The organism is Bradyrhizobium jicamae (assembly GCF_018130695.1).
GTDB lineage: Bacteria > Pseudomonadota > Alphaproteobacteria > Rhizobiales > Xanthobacteraceae > Bradyrhizobium > Bradyrhizobium jicamae_B.
Window position 1 is genome coordinate 131931 of record NZ_JAFCJX010000015.1, and the last position, 13564, is coordinate 145494.

Annotated in this window: 13 protein-coding genes; 8 read left to right on the forward strand and 5 right to left on the reverse strand. The window is 65.1% G+C overall.

Annotation, left to right across the window (positions count from 1 at the left end):
- Nucleotide 1: 1 nt before the first annotated feature.
- Together JQ604_RS22630 and JQ604_RS22635 are read right to left on the reverse strand one after the other, a co-directional pair.
- The gene (locus JQ604_RS22630) at nt 2-1144 is read right to left on the reverse strand and encodes a type III PLP-dependent enzyme (RefSeq protein WP_212361946.1); all 1143 of its coding nucleotides are present in this window, start codon (nt 1142-1144) and stop codon (nt 2-4) included.
- A 661-nt stretch (nt 1145-1805) separates the two neighbouring features.
- On the reverse strand, nt 1806-2066 hold the full coding sequence (locus JQ604_RS22635) for a hypothetical protein (protein ID WP_212361951.1): 261 nt from the start codon (nt 2064-2066) through the stop codon (nt 1806-1808).
- Between the two features lie 131 nt (nt 2067-2197).
- Between JQ604_RS22635 and JQ604_RS22640 the strand changes: the two genes are divergently transcribed.
- From JQ604_RS22640 to JQ604_RS22650, 3 genes are read left to right on the forward strand one after another with little or no spacing between them, the layout of a single operon-like run.
- Nucleotides 2198-4273 (forward strand): M3 family metallopeptidase, encoded by a 2076-nt coding sequence (locus JQ604_RS22640; protein ID WP_212361954.1) that lies wholly within the window; start codon nt 2198-2200, stop codon nt 4271-4273.
- Between the two features lies 1 nt (nt 4274).
- Nucleotides 4275-4922: a DUF1007 family protein gene (locus JQ604_RS22645; protein ID WP_349631130.1), complete on the forward strand. Its 648-nt coding sequence runs from the start codon at nt 4275-4277 to the stop codon at nt 4920-4922.
- Nucleotides 4923-4924: 2 nt separating this feature from the next.
- On the forward strand, nt 4925-6055 hold the full coding sequence (locus JQ604_RS22650) for a nickel/cobalt transporter (protein ID WP_433996275.1): 1131 nt from the start codon (nt 4925-4927) through the stop codon (nt 6053-6055).
- A gap of 1 nt (nt 6056) precedes the next feature.
- On the opposite strand, the gene JQ604_RS22655 is transcribed toward JQ604_RS22650, so the two are convergent.
- Nucleotides 6057-6455: an MAPEG family protein gene (locus tag JQ604_RS22655; protein WP_212361960.1), complete on the reverse strand. Its 399-nt coding sequence runs from the start codon at nt 6453-6455 to the stop codon at nt 6057-6059.
- An 84-nt stretch (nt 6456-6539) separates the two neighbouring features.
- On the opposite strand from JQ604_RS22655, the gene hemH reads away from it, so the two are divergent.
- From hemH to JQ604_RS22670, 3 genes are all read left to right on the forward strand, one after another.
- Entirely contained in the window at nt 6540-7577 is a 1038-nt protein-coding gene (gene hemH / locus JQ604_RS22660) for a ferrochelatase (protein WP_212361964.1), read from the forward strand.
- A 170-nt stretch (nt 7578-7747) separates the two neighbouring features.
- On the forward strand, nt 7748-8746 hold the full coding sequence (locus JQ604_RS22665; RefSeq protein ID WP_212361967.1) for an SPFH domain-containing protein: 999 nt from the start codon (nt 7748-7750) through the stop codon (nt 8744-8746).
- A gap of 27 nt (nt 8747-8773) precedes the next feature.
- Nucleotides 8774-9220: an NfeD family protein gene (locus JQ604_RS22670; protein ID WP_212361970.1), complete on the forward strand. Its 447-nt coding sequence runs from the start codon at nt 8774-8776 to the stop codon at nt 9218-9220.
- A 205-nt stretch (nt 9221-9425) separates the two neighbouring features.
- On the opposite strand, the gene JQ604_RS22675 is transcribed toward JQ604_RS22670, so the two are convergent.
- Nucleotides 9426-9737 carry a winged helix-turn-helix transcriptional regulator gene (locus tag JQ604_RS22675; protein ID WP_212361975.1) on the reverse strand — a complete coding sequence of 104 codons (312 nt, stop codon included), beginning with the start codon at nt 9735-9737 and terminating at the stop codon, nt 9426-9428.
- A gap of 73 nt (nt 9738-9810) precedes the next feature.
- On the opposite strand from JQ604_RS22675, the gene JQ604_RS22680 reads away from it, so the two are divergent.
- Nucleotides 9811-10350 (forward strand): carboxymuconolactone decarboxylase family protein, encoded by a 540-nt coding sequence (locus tag JQ604_RS22680; RefSeq protein WP_212361978.1) that lies wholly within the window; start codon nt 9811-9813, stop codon nt 10348-10350.
- A 131-nt stretch (nt 10351-10481) separates the two neighbouring features.
- Here the strand turns inward: JQ604_RS22680 and JQ604_RS22685 are convergent, their stop codons facing one another.
- Nucleotides 10482-11489 carry a KpsF/GutQ family sugar-phosphate isomerase gene (locus JQ604_RS22685; RefSeq protein ID WP_212361982.1) on the reverse strand — a complete coding sequence of 336 codons (1008 nt, stop codon included), beginning with the start codon at nt 11487-11489 and terminating at the stop codon, nt 10482-10484.
- Nucleotides 11490-11677: 188 nt separating this feature from the next.
- Between JQ604_RS22685 and JQ604_RS22690 the strand changes: the two genes are divergently transcribed.
- Nucleotides 11678-13396 (forward strand): outer membrane beta-barrel protein, encoded by a 1719-nt coding sequence (locus JQ604_RS22690; RefSeq protein WP_433996273.1) that lies wholly within the window; start codon nt 11678-11680, stop codon nt 13394-13396.
- The last annotated feature ends 168 nt before the right edge of the window (nt 13397-13564 follow it).

Consider the following 13564-nt stretch of genomic DNA (forward strand, 5'->3'; position numbering starts at 1 on the left):
GTCAGATGTGGTAGGTCCGCAGCGGCGGGATGCCGTTGAACGCCACCGACGAGTAGGTCGACGTATAGGCGCCGGTGCCTTCGATCAGCAGCTTGTCGCCGATCTCGAGCGTCACCGGAAGCGGATACGGCAGCTTCTCGTACAGCACGTCCGCGCTGTCGCAGGTGGGACCTGCGAGCACGCACGGCGTCATGTCCGCACCGTCATGCGGGGTGCGGATGGCGTAGCGGATCGACTCGTCCATCGTCTCGGCGAGGCCGCCGAACTTGCCGATGTCGAGATACACCCAGCGCACCTCGTCCTCGTCGCTCTTCTTGGAGATCAGAACGACTTCGGTCTCGATGATGCCGGCATTGCCGACCATGCCGCGGCCCGGCTCGATGATCGTTTCCGGGATCTGGTTGCCGAAATGCTTGCGTAGCGCACGGAAGATCGACCGGCCGTACTGCACGACCGGAGGAACGTCCTTCAGGTACCTGGTCGGGAAGCCGCCGCCCATGTTGACCATGGTCAGGCTGATCCCGCGCTCGGCGCAGTCACGGAACACGGTCGACGCCATCGCGAGCGCACGGTCCCACGCCTTCACCTTGCGCTGCTGCGAGCCGACATGGAACGAGATGCCGCACGGCTCCAGGCCCAGACGCTTGGCGAGGTCGAGCACCTCGACCGCCATCTCCGGGTCGCAGCCGAATTTGCGCGACAGCGGCCACTCGGCGCCGGCGCAATCATAGAGGATGCGGCAGAACACCTTGGCGCCGGGAGCGGCGCGGGCGATCTTCTCGACCTCGGCGGCGCAGTCGACCGCGAACAGCCGAATGCCGAGCGCGAAGGCGCGCGCGATGTCGCGCTCCTTCTTGATCGTGTTGCCAAAGGAGATGCGGTCCGGCGTCGCACCGGCGGCCAGCGCCATCTCGATCTCGGCGACGGTCGCGGTGTCGAAGCAGGAGCCCATGGAGGCGAGCAGCGCCAGCACTTCGGGCGCCGGGTTCGCCTTCACCGCGTAGAACACGCGGCTGTCGGGAAGCGCCTTCGCGAAGGTCTGGTAGTTGTCGCGCACGACTTCGAGGTCGACGACGAGGCACGGCTCGGTGTCGAGACCCTCGCTGCGGCGGTTGCGCAGGAATTCCTGGATACGTTCAGTCATGGCACTCTCCAGCGGCCCCAGCGACGGAACCGCATCAACGTGACGTCGGATAAGAGCGCTCCGGCCACATCGCGCGATGGAGGCGCAACGGAGCCAAAAGACTCAAACCAGACTGTGCTGCCGTGGATTGGTTGGGAGAGTTTCCCGCCCGCACACCTGGCAATGAAGGACAAGCCTTTTCAGTAGCCCGCGCCGGCTTTGGACTGCCGGTAGAGACCAAAAAAGCCCGATCCGTCGTTGCTTTAAGTCGCGTCCCCCGTTGAGAGCGGGGTGCGCCGGTTCGCCTCCGGCTGCCAGTCACGGTTGCAAATGGTGGTGAGACCTTCAACGGCATCCCTGGAGAGAGATGCTGGCCGCTTCTTGTGTCCTGACGGACGGTAGCGACCCTCGGTTCTTCCACCCCTTGGCGGCTGTCCGGCCTCTTGTCCGGATACCTACCGACTGACACACGACCACAGGCACGTGCGAAATTGGGCAAGCGAGGAAATAAGTCTTTTGACTCTGCTTCGCAAGAATTTTTTTAGCGTGGGGATAAATTTCCCTAACGCGAGCTTGCGATCTCGCGCGCGGCCCGCTCTCGCGCGTGCCGAGTATGAACGGCTGTTAAGATTGCCTAACGAAGCGTGTGCGTTTTAGCGCTGTGCCGCAGCGCTTTCTTGAATCACGCGCGGCGCGTGAACGGCTCGACGCGCTGCGCAGCGCGGATGAAGGCGATCATGATCAGCACACCGATGCCGAACAGCACGGCCTGCAAGATGTGCGCGGCGGTGTCGTCGAGCCCGAGCAGAATCGCGAGCGCCCAGCCGCCGGCGAAGGCCGCGCCGAACACCTCGGCGCCGATCAGGATCGCCGCTGAGATCACGGTGATGACGCTCGGCCAGATGATCTCGCTCTTGCCTGTGGTGGAGGGCTGCATGCTCATAAGATAGGGTCCTGTTCAGGGGCCGCAATCTCTCCGAAAAGTGCCCATCTATCAAGCGCAAAAGGCCCAAAAATGCCGTACGGCATGATATAGATGGACCCTCATTTTTGAGGCGAAATACGGGAAATCTGATGTCAGAAACCAGCGCACCGGCGAAGCCCAATCCGCTCCTTCAGCCGTGGCAGACGCCGTTCGAGACGCCGCCTTTTTCAGAGATCCAGCCGGAGCATTTCCTGCCCGCCTTCGAGCAGGCCTTTGCCGACCATGCCGCCGAAATCGCCGCGATCACCCATGATCCGGCGCTGCCGGACTTCGCCAACACCATCACCGCGCTGGAGCGCTCCGGCAAGCTGCTCTCCAGGGTCGCGGCCGTGTTCTACGACCTGGTCTCGGCGCACTCCAACCCGGCGATCCTGGAGATCGACAAGGAAGTGTCGCTGCGGATGGCGCGGCACTGGAATCCGATCATGATGAACGCTGTGCTGTTTGGCCGCATCGCCATGCTGCACGAGAAGCGCGCCGAGCTCGGCCTCACCGCTGAGGAGAAGCGGCTGCTGGAGCGGAGCTACACCCGCTTCCATCGCGCCGGCGCCGGCCTCGACGAGTCCGCAAAAACACGGATGGCCGAGATCAACGAGCGGCTCGCCCACCTCGGCACCTCCTTCAGCCACCATCTGCTCGGCGACGAGCAGGAATGGTCGATGGAGCTCGGTGAGGACGACCGCGCCGGGCTATCAGACACATTTGTGGCGGCCGCCAAGGCTGCGGCGGAAGAGCGCGGTATGGCCGGCAAGGCGATCGTGACGCTGTCGCGCTCCTCGACCGAGCCGTTCCTGCAGAGCTCGGCCCGGCGTGACCTGCGCGAGAAGGTCTACAAGGCCTTCACCGCCCGCGGCGACAATGGCAACGCCAACGACAACAACGAGACCATCGTCGAGATTCTTAAGCTCCGCGAGGAGAGCGCAAAAATCCTCGGCTTCCCGACCTACGCCGCCTATCGCCTGGAAGATTCCATGGCGAAGACGCCGGAGGCCGTGCGCGGCCTGCTGGAGCGGGTCTGGAAGCCGGCACGGGCTCGCGCGCTCGCCGACCGCGGCGCGCTGCAGGCGCTGATCGCAGAAGAAGGCGGCAATTTCACCCTGGCGCCGTGGGACTGGCGCTACTACGCCGAGAAGCTCCGCCAGCGCCGGGCCAATTTCGACGACGCCGCGATCAAGCCTTATCTGGTGCTCGACCACATGATCGAGGCGGCCTTCGACTGCGCCACCCGCCTGTTCGGCGTCACCTTCGAAGAGCGCAAGGACGTGCCGGTCTGGCACCCGGATGTCCGGGTGTGGGAGGTCAAGGCTAGGGACGGCAAGCACAAGGCGCTGTTCTATGGCGACTACTTCAACCGTCCCTCGAAACGGTCCGGCGCCTGGATGACCTCGCTGCGCGACCAGCAGAAGCTCGACGGCGAGATTGCGCCCCTGGTCATCAATGTCTGCAACTTTGCCAAGGGTGCCGACGGCGCGCCCTCGCTGCTGTCGCCGGACGAGGCGCGGACCCTGTTCCACGAATTCGGCCACGGCCTGCATGGCATGATGTCTGACGTCACCTATCCCTCGCTGTCGGGGACCTCTGTGTTCACCGACTTCGTCGAGCTGCCCTCGCAGCTCTACGAGCACTGGCAGGAGCAGCCGCAGGTGCTGCAGCGCTTCGCAAAACACTTCCAGACCGGCGAGCCGCTGCCGGACGACCTGCTGAAGCGCTTCCTCGCCGCGCGCAAATTCAACCAGGGCTTTGCCACCGTGGAGTTCGTCTCCTCGGCGCTGGTCGATCTCGAATTCCACACCCAGCCGGCGTCAGCCAGCCGCGACGTGCGGGCGTTCGAGCAGAAGGAATTGGAGAAGATCGGGATGCCCGCGGAGATCTCGCTGCGGCACCGGCCGACCCAGTTCGGCCACATCTTCTCCGGCGACCACTATGCCTCCGGCTATTACAGCTACATGTGGTCGGAGGTGATGGACGCCGACGCGTTCGGCGCCTTCGAGGAGACCGGCGACATCTTCGATCCCGCCACCGCCAAGCGGCTGCTCGACGACATCTATTCCTCGGGCGGCTCGCGCGATCCGGAGGAGGCCTATGTCGCCTTCCGCGGCCGCGAGCCGGAGCCGGACGCGCTGCTGCGCCGGCGCGGTCTGCTCGACACGTCAGAGGCCGCCTGACGTGCGGCCGGTCGTTCGCCGCCTGCTCGGCCTGCTCGGCATCGCCGCGGCCCTCGTGTTCGGCGCAGTGGCGGCCGAGGCCCATCCGCACGTCTGGATCACCGCCAAGAGCGAAGTGATCTACGCACCCGACGGGACCGTCACCGGTGTCCGCCATGCCTGGACCTTCGACGAGATGTTCGCGACCTATGCGCTGCAGGGCACGGAGTCCAAGACCAAGGGCGTCTACACCCGCGAGGAGCTGGCGCCGCTGGCCCAGACCAATGTGGAGTCGCTGAAGGAGTTCGCCTACTTCACCTTCGCCAAGGCTGACGGGAAGAAGCAGAAGTTCTCCGAGCCGGTCGACTACTACCTCGAATACAAGGATACGGCGCTGACCCTGCACTTCACCCTGCCGGCGAAGACGCCGTTCAAGGCCAAGCAGCTGTCGCTCGAAGTGTTCGATCCGAGCTTCTTCATCGACTTCAAATATGCCGACAAGGATCCGATCAAACTCACCGGCGTGCCGGCGGACTGCAAGATGCAGTTCATCCGGCCAGGCGACGGCACGGCCGCCGCGCAGAAGCTCGGCGAGCAGAATTTTGCCGGCGGCGACGGCGGCGGATTTGGCCTCATGTTCGCCAACAAGATCGTGGTGGATTGCCCATGATGATGTCCTCGCGCTTCGCTCGCGGTCTTGCGGCGTCCGTTGCGGTGCTGGCCGCCATGGTCGTGCTGGACAGCGCCATGCATGCCGTGCTGGCGCAGAATCCGTTCGGCGCACCGCGTGCAGCCGCCGAGCCGCAGGCCGGCGGCATCGTCGGCTGGCTCTTGGCAAAGCAGTCCGAATTCTATCGGGAGATCTCCTCGACCATCCGCGCCGCCAAGACCGACGGCTCGGCGGTGTGGACGCTGCTCGCGATCTCCTTTGCCTACGGGATATTCCATGCCGCCGGGCCCGGTCACGGCAAGGCGGTGATCTCGTCCTATCTCGTCGCCAACCGCGAGACCGCGCGGCGCGGCATCGTGCTGTCGTTCGCCTCGGCGTTGCTGCAGTCGCTGGTCGCCGTGATCGTCGTCGGCATCTGCGCCTGGCTGCTCAATGCCACGGCGAAAACCATGTGCGGGGCGGAGAAGGCGATCGAGATCGCCAGCTACGCCCTGATCGCGGCGTTCGGGGCCCGGCTGGTCTGGGTCAAGGGCGGCGGCTTCATCCGCGCGCTGCAGGTGCCGCGCCCGGCGCTGGCGGTGGCCGGGCATCGGCATGATCACGGCCATGATCATCACCATGGTCACGATCATCACCACCACGACCATCATCACCATCGTGACACGCATGATCATCACGATCACGCCCACCATGATCACGGGCATGACCATGCGCATGCGCACGATGCGAACCATGTCCATGACGAGCATTGCGGCCATTCACACGGCCCGACGCCGGATCAGCTCGCTGGTCCCGGCGGCTGGCAGCGCGGTCTCGGCGCGATCTTTGCCGTGGGCTTGCGGCCTTGCTCGGGCGCGATCCTGGTGCTGGTGTTCGCGCTGGCGCAAGGCCTGTTCTGGGCCGGCATCGCCGCGACCTTCGTGATGGGGCTCGGCACCGCGATCACGGTGGCGGCGATCGCCATCGTCGCCGTCTCGGCGCGCGGCATGGCGGAGAGACTGAGCGCGGCCCGCGACGGTGGCGGCATGCTGATCATGCGCGGCCTCGAATTCGGTGCTGCCGGCCTGGTGCTGCTGTTCGGGATCGGGCTCTTGCTCGGCTACGTCGCCGCCGAGCGAGTGACGTGCTTCTAGATCAAGCCGGCAGATAGCCCTTGATCGCCGGCAGGAAGAAGATGGCGACATTGATCGCAAAGCCGATGTTCCAGAGGATCGAGCGCAGCGTCGGGCGGTTACCGACATAGGTGAAGACGTAGGCGATCCGCACGATCAGGAACAGCACCGCGAGTTCGTCGATCAGCCGCAACGAACCGAGCCGGAATTCGGCGAGCACCACCGCGAATGCGAAAAACGGAAAGGTCTCGATGCCGTTCTGGTGTGCGCCGAGCGCACGCGCCCGAACCGGATCCTGGAAGAAAGCGGGATCGCGCGGGTTGGCATTGTCGAAGCGGCGGATCGCCGTCAATTTTGCCGCCGCGAGCGTCAGCAGATAGAGCAGTACCGCCCCGAACACACACCATTCGGCAACCGTCATGGTTCCCCTCATTTTTGGGAGCCAACCTAACCAACCCGGACGCGGCTTGACAAGGTTGCGCAACCGCGCGAAGCCCTGAGCATCATGAGCACGGTCATTCCCTTCGAGAGCGCGAAAGCGGCCGCGGAAGCGAGGCCGGAGCGTGTCGGCGTCTTGCTGGTCAATCTCGGCACGCCAGATACGGCCGATGCCGCGGGCGTGCGGGTCTATCTCAAGGAATTCCTGTCCGATCCGCGGGTGATCGAGGACCAGGGGCTGCTGTGGAAGCTGATCCTCAACGGCATCATCCTGCGCGTCCGCCCCGGCCGCAAGGCGCGCGACTACCAGAAGATCTGGAACACCGCGAACAACGAATCGCCGCTGAAGACCATCACGCGCTCGCAGGCCGAGAAGCTGGCCGCCGATATCGCCGATCACAAGCACGTCGTGGTCGACTGGGCGATGCGCTACGGCAATCCTTCGATCGAGGCGCGCATCGCCGCGCTGGCGGCACAGGGCTGCACCCGCCTGCTGGTGGTGCCGCTCTATCCGCAATATTCCGCCGCGACCTCGGCGACGGTTTGCGACGAGGTGTTTCGCGTGCTGGCCGCGATGCGCGCGCAGCCGATCCTGCGGGTGACGCCGCCTTACTACGACGACCCCGATTACATCGAGGCGCTGGCAGTCTCGATCAATGCGCATCTGGCGACATTGCCGTTCCAGCCGGAGTTGATCGTCGCGTCCTTCCACGGCATGCCGAAGAAATATGTCGAGAAGGGCGATCCCTACGAGGCGCAGTGCATCGCCACCACCAACGCGCTGCGCAAGCGGCTGGGGCTCGATCCGTCGAAGCTGATCCTCACTTTCCAGTCGCGCTTCGGCAATGACGAGTGGCTGCAGCCTTACACCGACAAGACCATCGAGAAGCTGGCGAAGGACGGCGTGCGGCGTATCGCGGTGGTGACGCCCGGCTTCTCCGCCGACTGCCTGGAGACGTTGGAGGAGATCGCGCAGGAGAACGCCGAGATCTTCAAGCATGCCGGCGGCGAGCAGTTCGCCGCGATCCCCTGCCTGAACGACAGCGAGCCCGGCATGGACGTGATCCGGCAGCTGGTGCTGCGCGAGCTGCAGGGTTGGGTCTAATCGTTAACGGGTCTGTGACCGCCCATTCAGCCGCCAACCATCTGGCGGCCGGCGAGACCGCTTCCTACGTAAGTGTTAGAAGAACAGCCGGCTGAACCGGCGGAACGGTCCTGCAGACCAATGCACGACCGTATGACCGGCGACGCTTTCTGCCGGCCCTGGAGGACTTTATGACTGGTTTTGATATTTTCGCGATTGCCTTTGTCCTGCTCGTCATCATCACCCTGTTCGCCGGCGTCAAGACCGTTCCGCAAGGGTTCGACTGGACCATCGAGCGGTTCGGCAAATACACCCGCACGTTGTCTCCCGGCCTCAACCTGATCGTGCCCTATTTCGATCGCATCGGGCGCAAGATCAACATGATGGAGCAGGTGATCAGCATTCCCGAGCAGGAGGTGATCACCAAGGATAACGCCACCGTGACGGTCGACGGCGTCGCGTTCTACCAGGTGTTCGACGCCGCGAAGGCGAGCTACGAGGTCGCCAACCTCAACCAGGCGATCACCGTGCTGACCATGACCAACATCCGCTCGGTGATGGGTTCGATGGATCTCGACCAGGTGCTGTCGCATCGCGACGAGATCAACGAGCGGCTGCTGCGCGTCGTCGACGCCGCGGTGTCGCCCTGGGGCGTCAAGGTCAACCGCATCGAGATCAAGGACATCGTGCCGCCCGCCGATCTCGTCGAGGCGATGGGCCGGCAGATGAAGGCCGAGCGCGTCAAGCGCGCCGACATTTTGCAGGCGGAAGGCCAGCGGCAGTCGGAGATCCTGCGCGCCGAGGGCGCCAAGCAGGCGCAGGTGCTGCAGGCCGAGGGCCGCCGCGAAGCCGCCTTCCGCGACGCCGAGGCGCGCGAGCGTCTTGCCGAAGCCGAAGCCAAAGCGACGCAGATGGTCTCGGATTCGATCGCCAAGGGCGACGTCGCCGCGCTGAACTATTTCATCGCCGACAAATACATCAAGGCGTTTGGCCAGCTCGCGGAGTCGCCGAACCAGAAAGTGCTGATGCTGCCGATCGAGACCTCGAGCGTGCTCGGCTCGCTCGCCGGCATCGGCGAGATCGCCCGCGCCACGTTTGGCGAGAGCTCTGCTTCCGCGACCGCCGCTGCGCGTCGCGGCTCGGTGCCGCCCACGGGCCCGACGCCGCCAGCGGTGCCGCCGAGGACGTGATAGCATCGCACTTGCAGAGGTCGTGTCATGGCCGAGATGTTTTCGACATTGGGTACCTGGAACTGGCTGATCTTCGGGTTCATCCTGATGGCGCTGGAATTGGCGGCGCCCGGGGTGTTCATGTTCTGGCTCGGGCTGGCCGCGTTGCTGGTTGGCCTCGTGTCATTCGCGATCACGCCATCGTGGCAGACCCAGCTGTTGATGTTCGCGGTGTTTGCCGTCGCCGCGGTGCCGCTATGGCGGCACTTTGCGCGTAGCACGCGGCAGGCCAGCAAGAGCAACCCGTTCCTCAACAAGCGCACCGAGGCCCTGATCGGCCGTGAGTTCACTCTGGAAAAGCCGATCGTCGACGGCTCCGGCACGGTGCGGATCGACGACACCATCTGGCGCGTCGCGGGCCCCGATGCGCCCGCAGGAAGCCGGGTGAAGATCGTTCGTGCCGATGGTGCGAGCCTGACGGTCGCTGCGGCTTAGCTTCTTCACCTCTCCCCGCTCTTCTGCGGGGAGAGGTCGGATCGCATCGGCAGATGCGATCCGGGTGAGGGGCATGGCGGGGCATCGCCGCAAAGATGACCCCTCCGACTCGCTGAACCACGAACGCCAATTGCGATAAATCATTGCGCGGAGAGAGCCCCTCACCCTAACCCTCTCCCCGTGAAGAACGGGGAGAGGGGAATGGTTAGAGCTGTGCCTTGCTCCATCGCTCCGCGAAGCGATGCAACGGCGTGAACGTCTGGAATAGCTCCCGGCCGAGATCAGTGAGCCGATAGCCATCGTCCGCCAGCTCCACGAACCCGGCCTCGCGCAGTTCCGTCAGCCGCGTCTGCAGGATCGTCGGCGAGGCTTCGTCGCAGGCGGTGCGCAGCGCGCGGGAGGTCAGCGCCGCTTCACGTAATTCCCAGATGATCCGCAAGCTCCAGCGGCGGCCGAGCAGGTCGAGCAGCGCCATGATCGGACGGCCGGAGCGCGAGCCGCGGACAGATTTGGCCATGAAGATCCCTCTTGCGCGCCGCTACAGATATTGTAGCGTGTTGCTACAGTATTTGTAGCAAGAGGATCTGGCCATGTCACGCATCGCGCCGCTCGAGCCGCCCTATGCCGCCGACATTCAACAGCAATTCGACCGCATCATGCGCGGTGCGCCGCCGCTGATGCTGTTCCGCGTCATGGCCGGGCACGCCCGCGCCTGGGAGAAGTTTCGCGGCGGCAGCCTGCTGGACCGCGGGCCGCTGAGCTTGCGGGAGCGCGAGATCGTGATCGACCGCACCTGTGCGCTGAACCGCTGCGAGTACGAATGGGGCGTGCATGTCAGGGCGTTTGGCCAGGCCGCCGAGCTCACCGAGAAGCAAGTTCGCGCCACGGTGTTAAGCGACGCCGCCGATGCCTGCTGGTCGCCGGCGGAGCAGGCGATGATCGCAGCCGTCGATGCGCTGCATGCGCGGTCGACGTTGAGCGAGGCCGAGTTCGTGGCGCTCTCGGCGCATTATAATGCGGACAGGATTTTGGAGATCATCCAGCTCTGCGGCTTCTATCGCACGGTGTCGTATCTCGCGAACGCACTGGCGCTGCCGCTGGAGGAGGGGGCGGCGCGGTTTCCAAGGTGAATTCGTAGGGTGGGCAAAGCGACCCCGTCACGCCGTAGCTCAACGAGCGAAGACGGAAGCGTGCCCACCATCACGAGCACGCCGGGGATGGTGGGCACGGCGCAAGTGCGCCTTTGCCCACCCTACAAGGCCTACGCCACGCCCGCACGCAGCAGATCATGCAAATGGATGATCCCGACCGGTTTCTTCGCGTCGGTCACGATCAGCGTGGTGATCTTTGCCGAGTTGAGAATCTCCACCACCTCGCCGGCGAGCGTATCGCGGCCGACGGTCTTGGGATCTCTTGTCATGACCTCGTCGACGGTTAGCGTCATCAGATCCGGCCGCATATGCCGGCGCAGATCGCCGTCGGTGATGATGCCGGCGATCAGGCCGCGGGCGTCGACGATGCCGACACAGCCAAAGCCTTTCGCGCTCATCTCGACCAGCGCCTCCGACATCTTGGTGCCGAGCGGCTTCAGCGGTACCTTGTCGCCGCCATGCATGAGATCGCGCGTATACTTCAGCATCGCGCCGAGCTTGCCGCCGGGATGCAGCACGCTGAAATCCGTTGAGGTGAAGCCGCGGCCTTCGAGCAGCGCGATCGCCAGCGCATCGCCGAGCGCCAGCATCATCAGCGACGAGGTGGTCGGCGCCAGATTGTGCGGGCAGGCCTCGCGCGCCTTCGGCAGCGTGAGCTGCACGTCCGCGGCCTTGCTCAGCGTGGAGTCCTTGTCCGCGGTCATCGCGATCAGCGGAATGCCGAAACGTGCGGCATAGGCGATCAGGTTGCGCATCTCCGGCTGCTCGCCGGACCATGACAGCGCCAGGATCACGTCGTCGGGCGTGATCATGCCGAGATCGCCGTGGCTCGCCTCCGCCGCATGGACGAAGAACGCCGGCGTGCCGGTCGAGGCAAACGTCGCGGCGACCTTGCGGCCGATGTGACCTGACTTGCCGAGCCCGGTGACGATCAGCCGACCCTTGGCCTTGCGGACGAGATCGGTGGCCGCCGTGAAGGGCGCGCCGAGATCGGACTGCAGCGCCGCCGCGATCGCGGCGACGCCGCTTCCTTCCGCATCGAGCGTGCGGAGCGCCGATTGAATGGCATCGTCGTTGCGGCCGGATGATTTGGTCATCAGCGGTTTCGGTTTGGCCATGTCGGGTTCCAGGGAGGCGCGATGCGCCCGGGGCGTCTCCCTTAGCACGGCCCCGGCAGCGATGCGACGCGCGGCGGGCGGCCCTCAACCGGTCATTAACCATAATTGTTTTAACTCCATTAACGACGATTTCCGGTCCGGCTGGAGTTCGTCATGCAAGTCGATGAATTTGTTGGAGTATTTCCATCGTGGGTCGAGGTCCAGTCGAGGGCCGAAGCAGGCGCGCACGCCTCGTTCGCGTGGCCTTGCCATGCCTTGCGCTGACCGCGATGGCCGGCCCGGCCTGGGCCCAGACCGTCACCCCCGATCTGTTCAGCCCGAACCGGCAGAGCGTCATCGTCAGCCCGGATTCGCCGCTGCGGCGGACCACCGCCGAGGCCGCCGACCCCCTCAACGACTACAAGATGCGCGATCCCGATCGCGAGCGCCGCGCGCCGTCCCGCGCCGGCCAGGTACCGACCTATGGGCTGCCCGCCGCCAACGGCGCTTCGACCTCCGGCTACGACTCGCTGAACCGCAAGGGCCAGAAGCCGAAATATTATCCTGGGCAGGCCAAGCCAAAGCCGTCGCCCGGTCCCGGCACGCCGGCGCCCACGCCGCCGCAGCGCAACGTCACCGGCGCACTGCGGCTGTCGATCCCGCCGTCGGAGACCGCCAACAAATCGCCGATCCCGCCGTCGATGGCCGGCACCGTGCCAGGCCAGCCGGCGCGCAAGCGGCTCCCGATCGACAATGATCCCTTCGGCGCGGTCGGCGATTACGTCGGCGGCTTCATGGTGAAGTCCGCCGTCGAGTTCATGGGCGGCTATGACACCAATCCGGGCCGGCTGAATTCGCCGCAGGGCAGGCCGCTCTACGTCGTCGCGCCGGAATTCCTCGCCGTCTCCGACTGGCAGCGCCACGCCGTGGTCGCCGATCTGCGTGGCTCCTTCACCGGCTATGGCGGCCAGCTGACGCCGAACGCTGACGGCACGGCGCTGTCGGCGCCGCTCGATGTCGACCGTCCGAACTTCACCGGCCATATCGATGGCCGCCTCGACGTGAGCCGAGACACACGGCTGACCGGGCAGGCGCGCCTCCTTGTCGCGACCGACAATCCCGGCAGCCCGAACGTGCAGGCGGGCCTTGCAAAATATCCGCTCTACTCGACGGTCGGCGGGACCTTCGGCATCGACCAGAATTTCAACCGCCTGCAGATCTCCGCCGGCGCCACCGTCGACCGCACCGACTATCAATGGTCGAAGCTGACCGACGGCACCTCGACCTCGAATGACGACCGCAACTTCAGCCAGTATGGCGGCGTCGGCCGCATGAGCTACGAGCTGACCCCGGCGGTGAAGCCGTTCGTCGAGGTGCAGGGCGACAGCCGCGTGCATGATCTGAGGCTCGACCGCAACGGCTATGCGCGCGACTCGTCGGGCGGTTACGTCAAGGCCGGTACCTCCTTCGAGTTCACCCGCCTCCTGTTTGGCGAAGTCTCGATCGGCTACGCCGCGCGCGACTATGCCGACACGCGGCTGAGCCGTCTCGAAGGCCTCTTGACCACGGCCTCGCTGACCTGGACCGCGACGCCGCTGACCACGGCAAAATTCTATTCCGATACCCAGCTCGGCGAGACCACGCTGCCCGGCACCTCGGGCGTGCTGTCGCGCACCTACACGGTCGAGGTCGACCACGACTTCCGCCGCTGGCTGACCGGCATCGGCAAGTTCACCTACGGCACGCTCGACTACCAGGGCGACAACCGCACCGACAAGATCTACTCGCTGTCCGGCGACCTCATCTACAAGATGACCCGCAGCCTCTGGGTCAAAGGCACCGTGCGGCGCGACTGGCTGGATTCGTCGTCACCGGGATCGAGCTCGAACGCGACGGTGGTGATGCTGGGCGTGCGGCTGCAGAATTAAGCGTTACCGCGGGGATGAAAGACATCGCGCAAGCAGATGCAGCGGGATACCGCTATCGCTGTCGATCCCGTGAATGCGTTTGAAATGGATATGCCCGTGAGCGTGAACAGCGTCGCGGATACGATGACAATCACGGCAATGCGCGAAACTGATGGTCACACGCGAAAG

What these genes read in the sequence shown, in the direction of transcription:
- JQ604_RS22685 (WP_212361982.1), bottom strand. Translation starts at nt 11,489, where the DNA reads ATGGCCAAACCGAAACCGCTGATGACCAAATCATCCGGCCGCAACGAC.
- JQ604_RS22680 (WP_212361978.1), top strand. Translation starts at nt 9,811, where the DNA reads ATGTCACGCATCGCGCCGCTCGAGCCGCCCTATGCCGCCGACATTCAA.
- JQ604_RS22635 (WP_212361951.1), bottom strand. Translation starts at nt 2,066, where the DNA reads ATGAGCATGCAGCCCTCCACCACAGGCAAGAGCGAGATCATCTGGCCG.
- JQ604_RS22665 (WP_212361967.1), top strand. Translation starts at nt 7,748, where the DNA reads ATGACTGGTTTTGATATTTTCGCGATTGCCTTTGTCCTGCTCGTCATC.
- JQ604_RS22655 (WP_212361960.1), bottom strand. Translation starts at nt 6,455, where the DNA reads ATGACGGTTGCCGAATGGTGTGTGTTCGGGGCGGTACTGCTCTATCTG.
- JQ604_RS22650 (WP_433996275.1), top strand. Translation starts at nt 4,925, where the DNA reads ATGTCCTCGCGCTTCGCTCGCGGTCTTGCGGCGTCCGTTGCGGTGCTG.
- hemH (WP_212361964.1), top strand. Translation starts at nt 6,540, where the DNA reads ATGAGCACGGTCATTCCCTTCGAGAGCGCGAAAGCGGCCGCGGAAGCG.
- JQ604_RS22670 (WP_212361970.1), top strand. Translation starts at nt 8,774, where the DNA reads ATGGCCGAGATGTTTTCGACATTGGGTACCTGGAACTGGCTGATCTTC.
- JQ604_RS22675 (WP_212361975.1), bottom strand. Translation starts at nt 9,737, where the DNA reads ATGGCCAAATCTGTCCGCGGCTCGCGCTCCGGCCGTCCGATCATGGCG.
- JQ604_RS22630 (WP_212361946.1), bottom strand. Translation starts at nt 1,144, where the DNA reads ATGACTGAACGTATCCAGGAATTCCTGCGCAACCGCCGCAGCGAGGGT.
- JQ604_RS22640 (WP_212361954.1), top strand. Translation starts at nt 2,198, where the DNA reads ATGTCAGAAACCAGCGCACCGGCGAAGCCCAATCCGCTCCTTCAGCCG.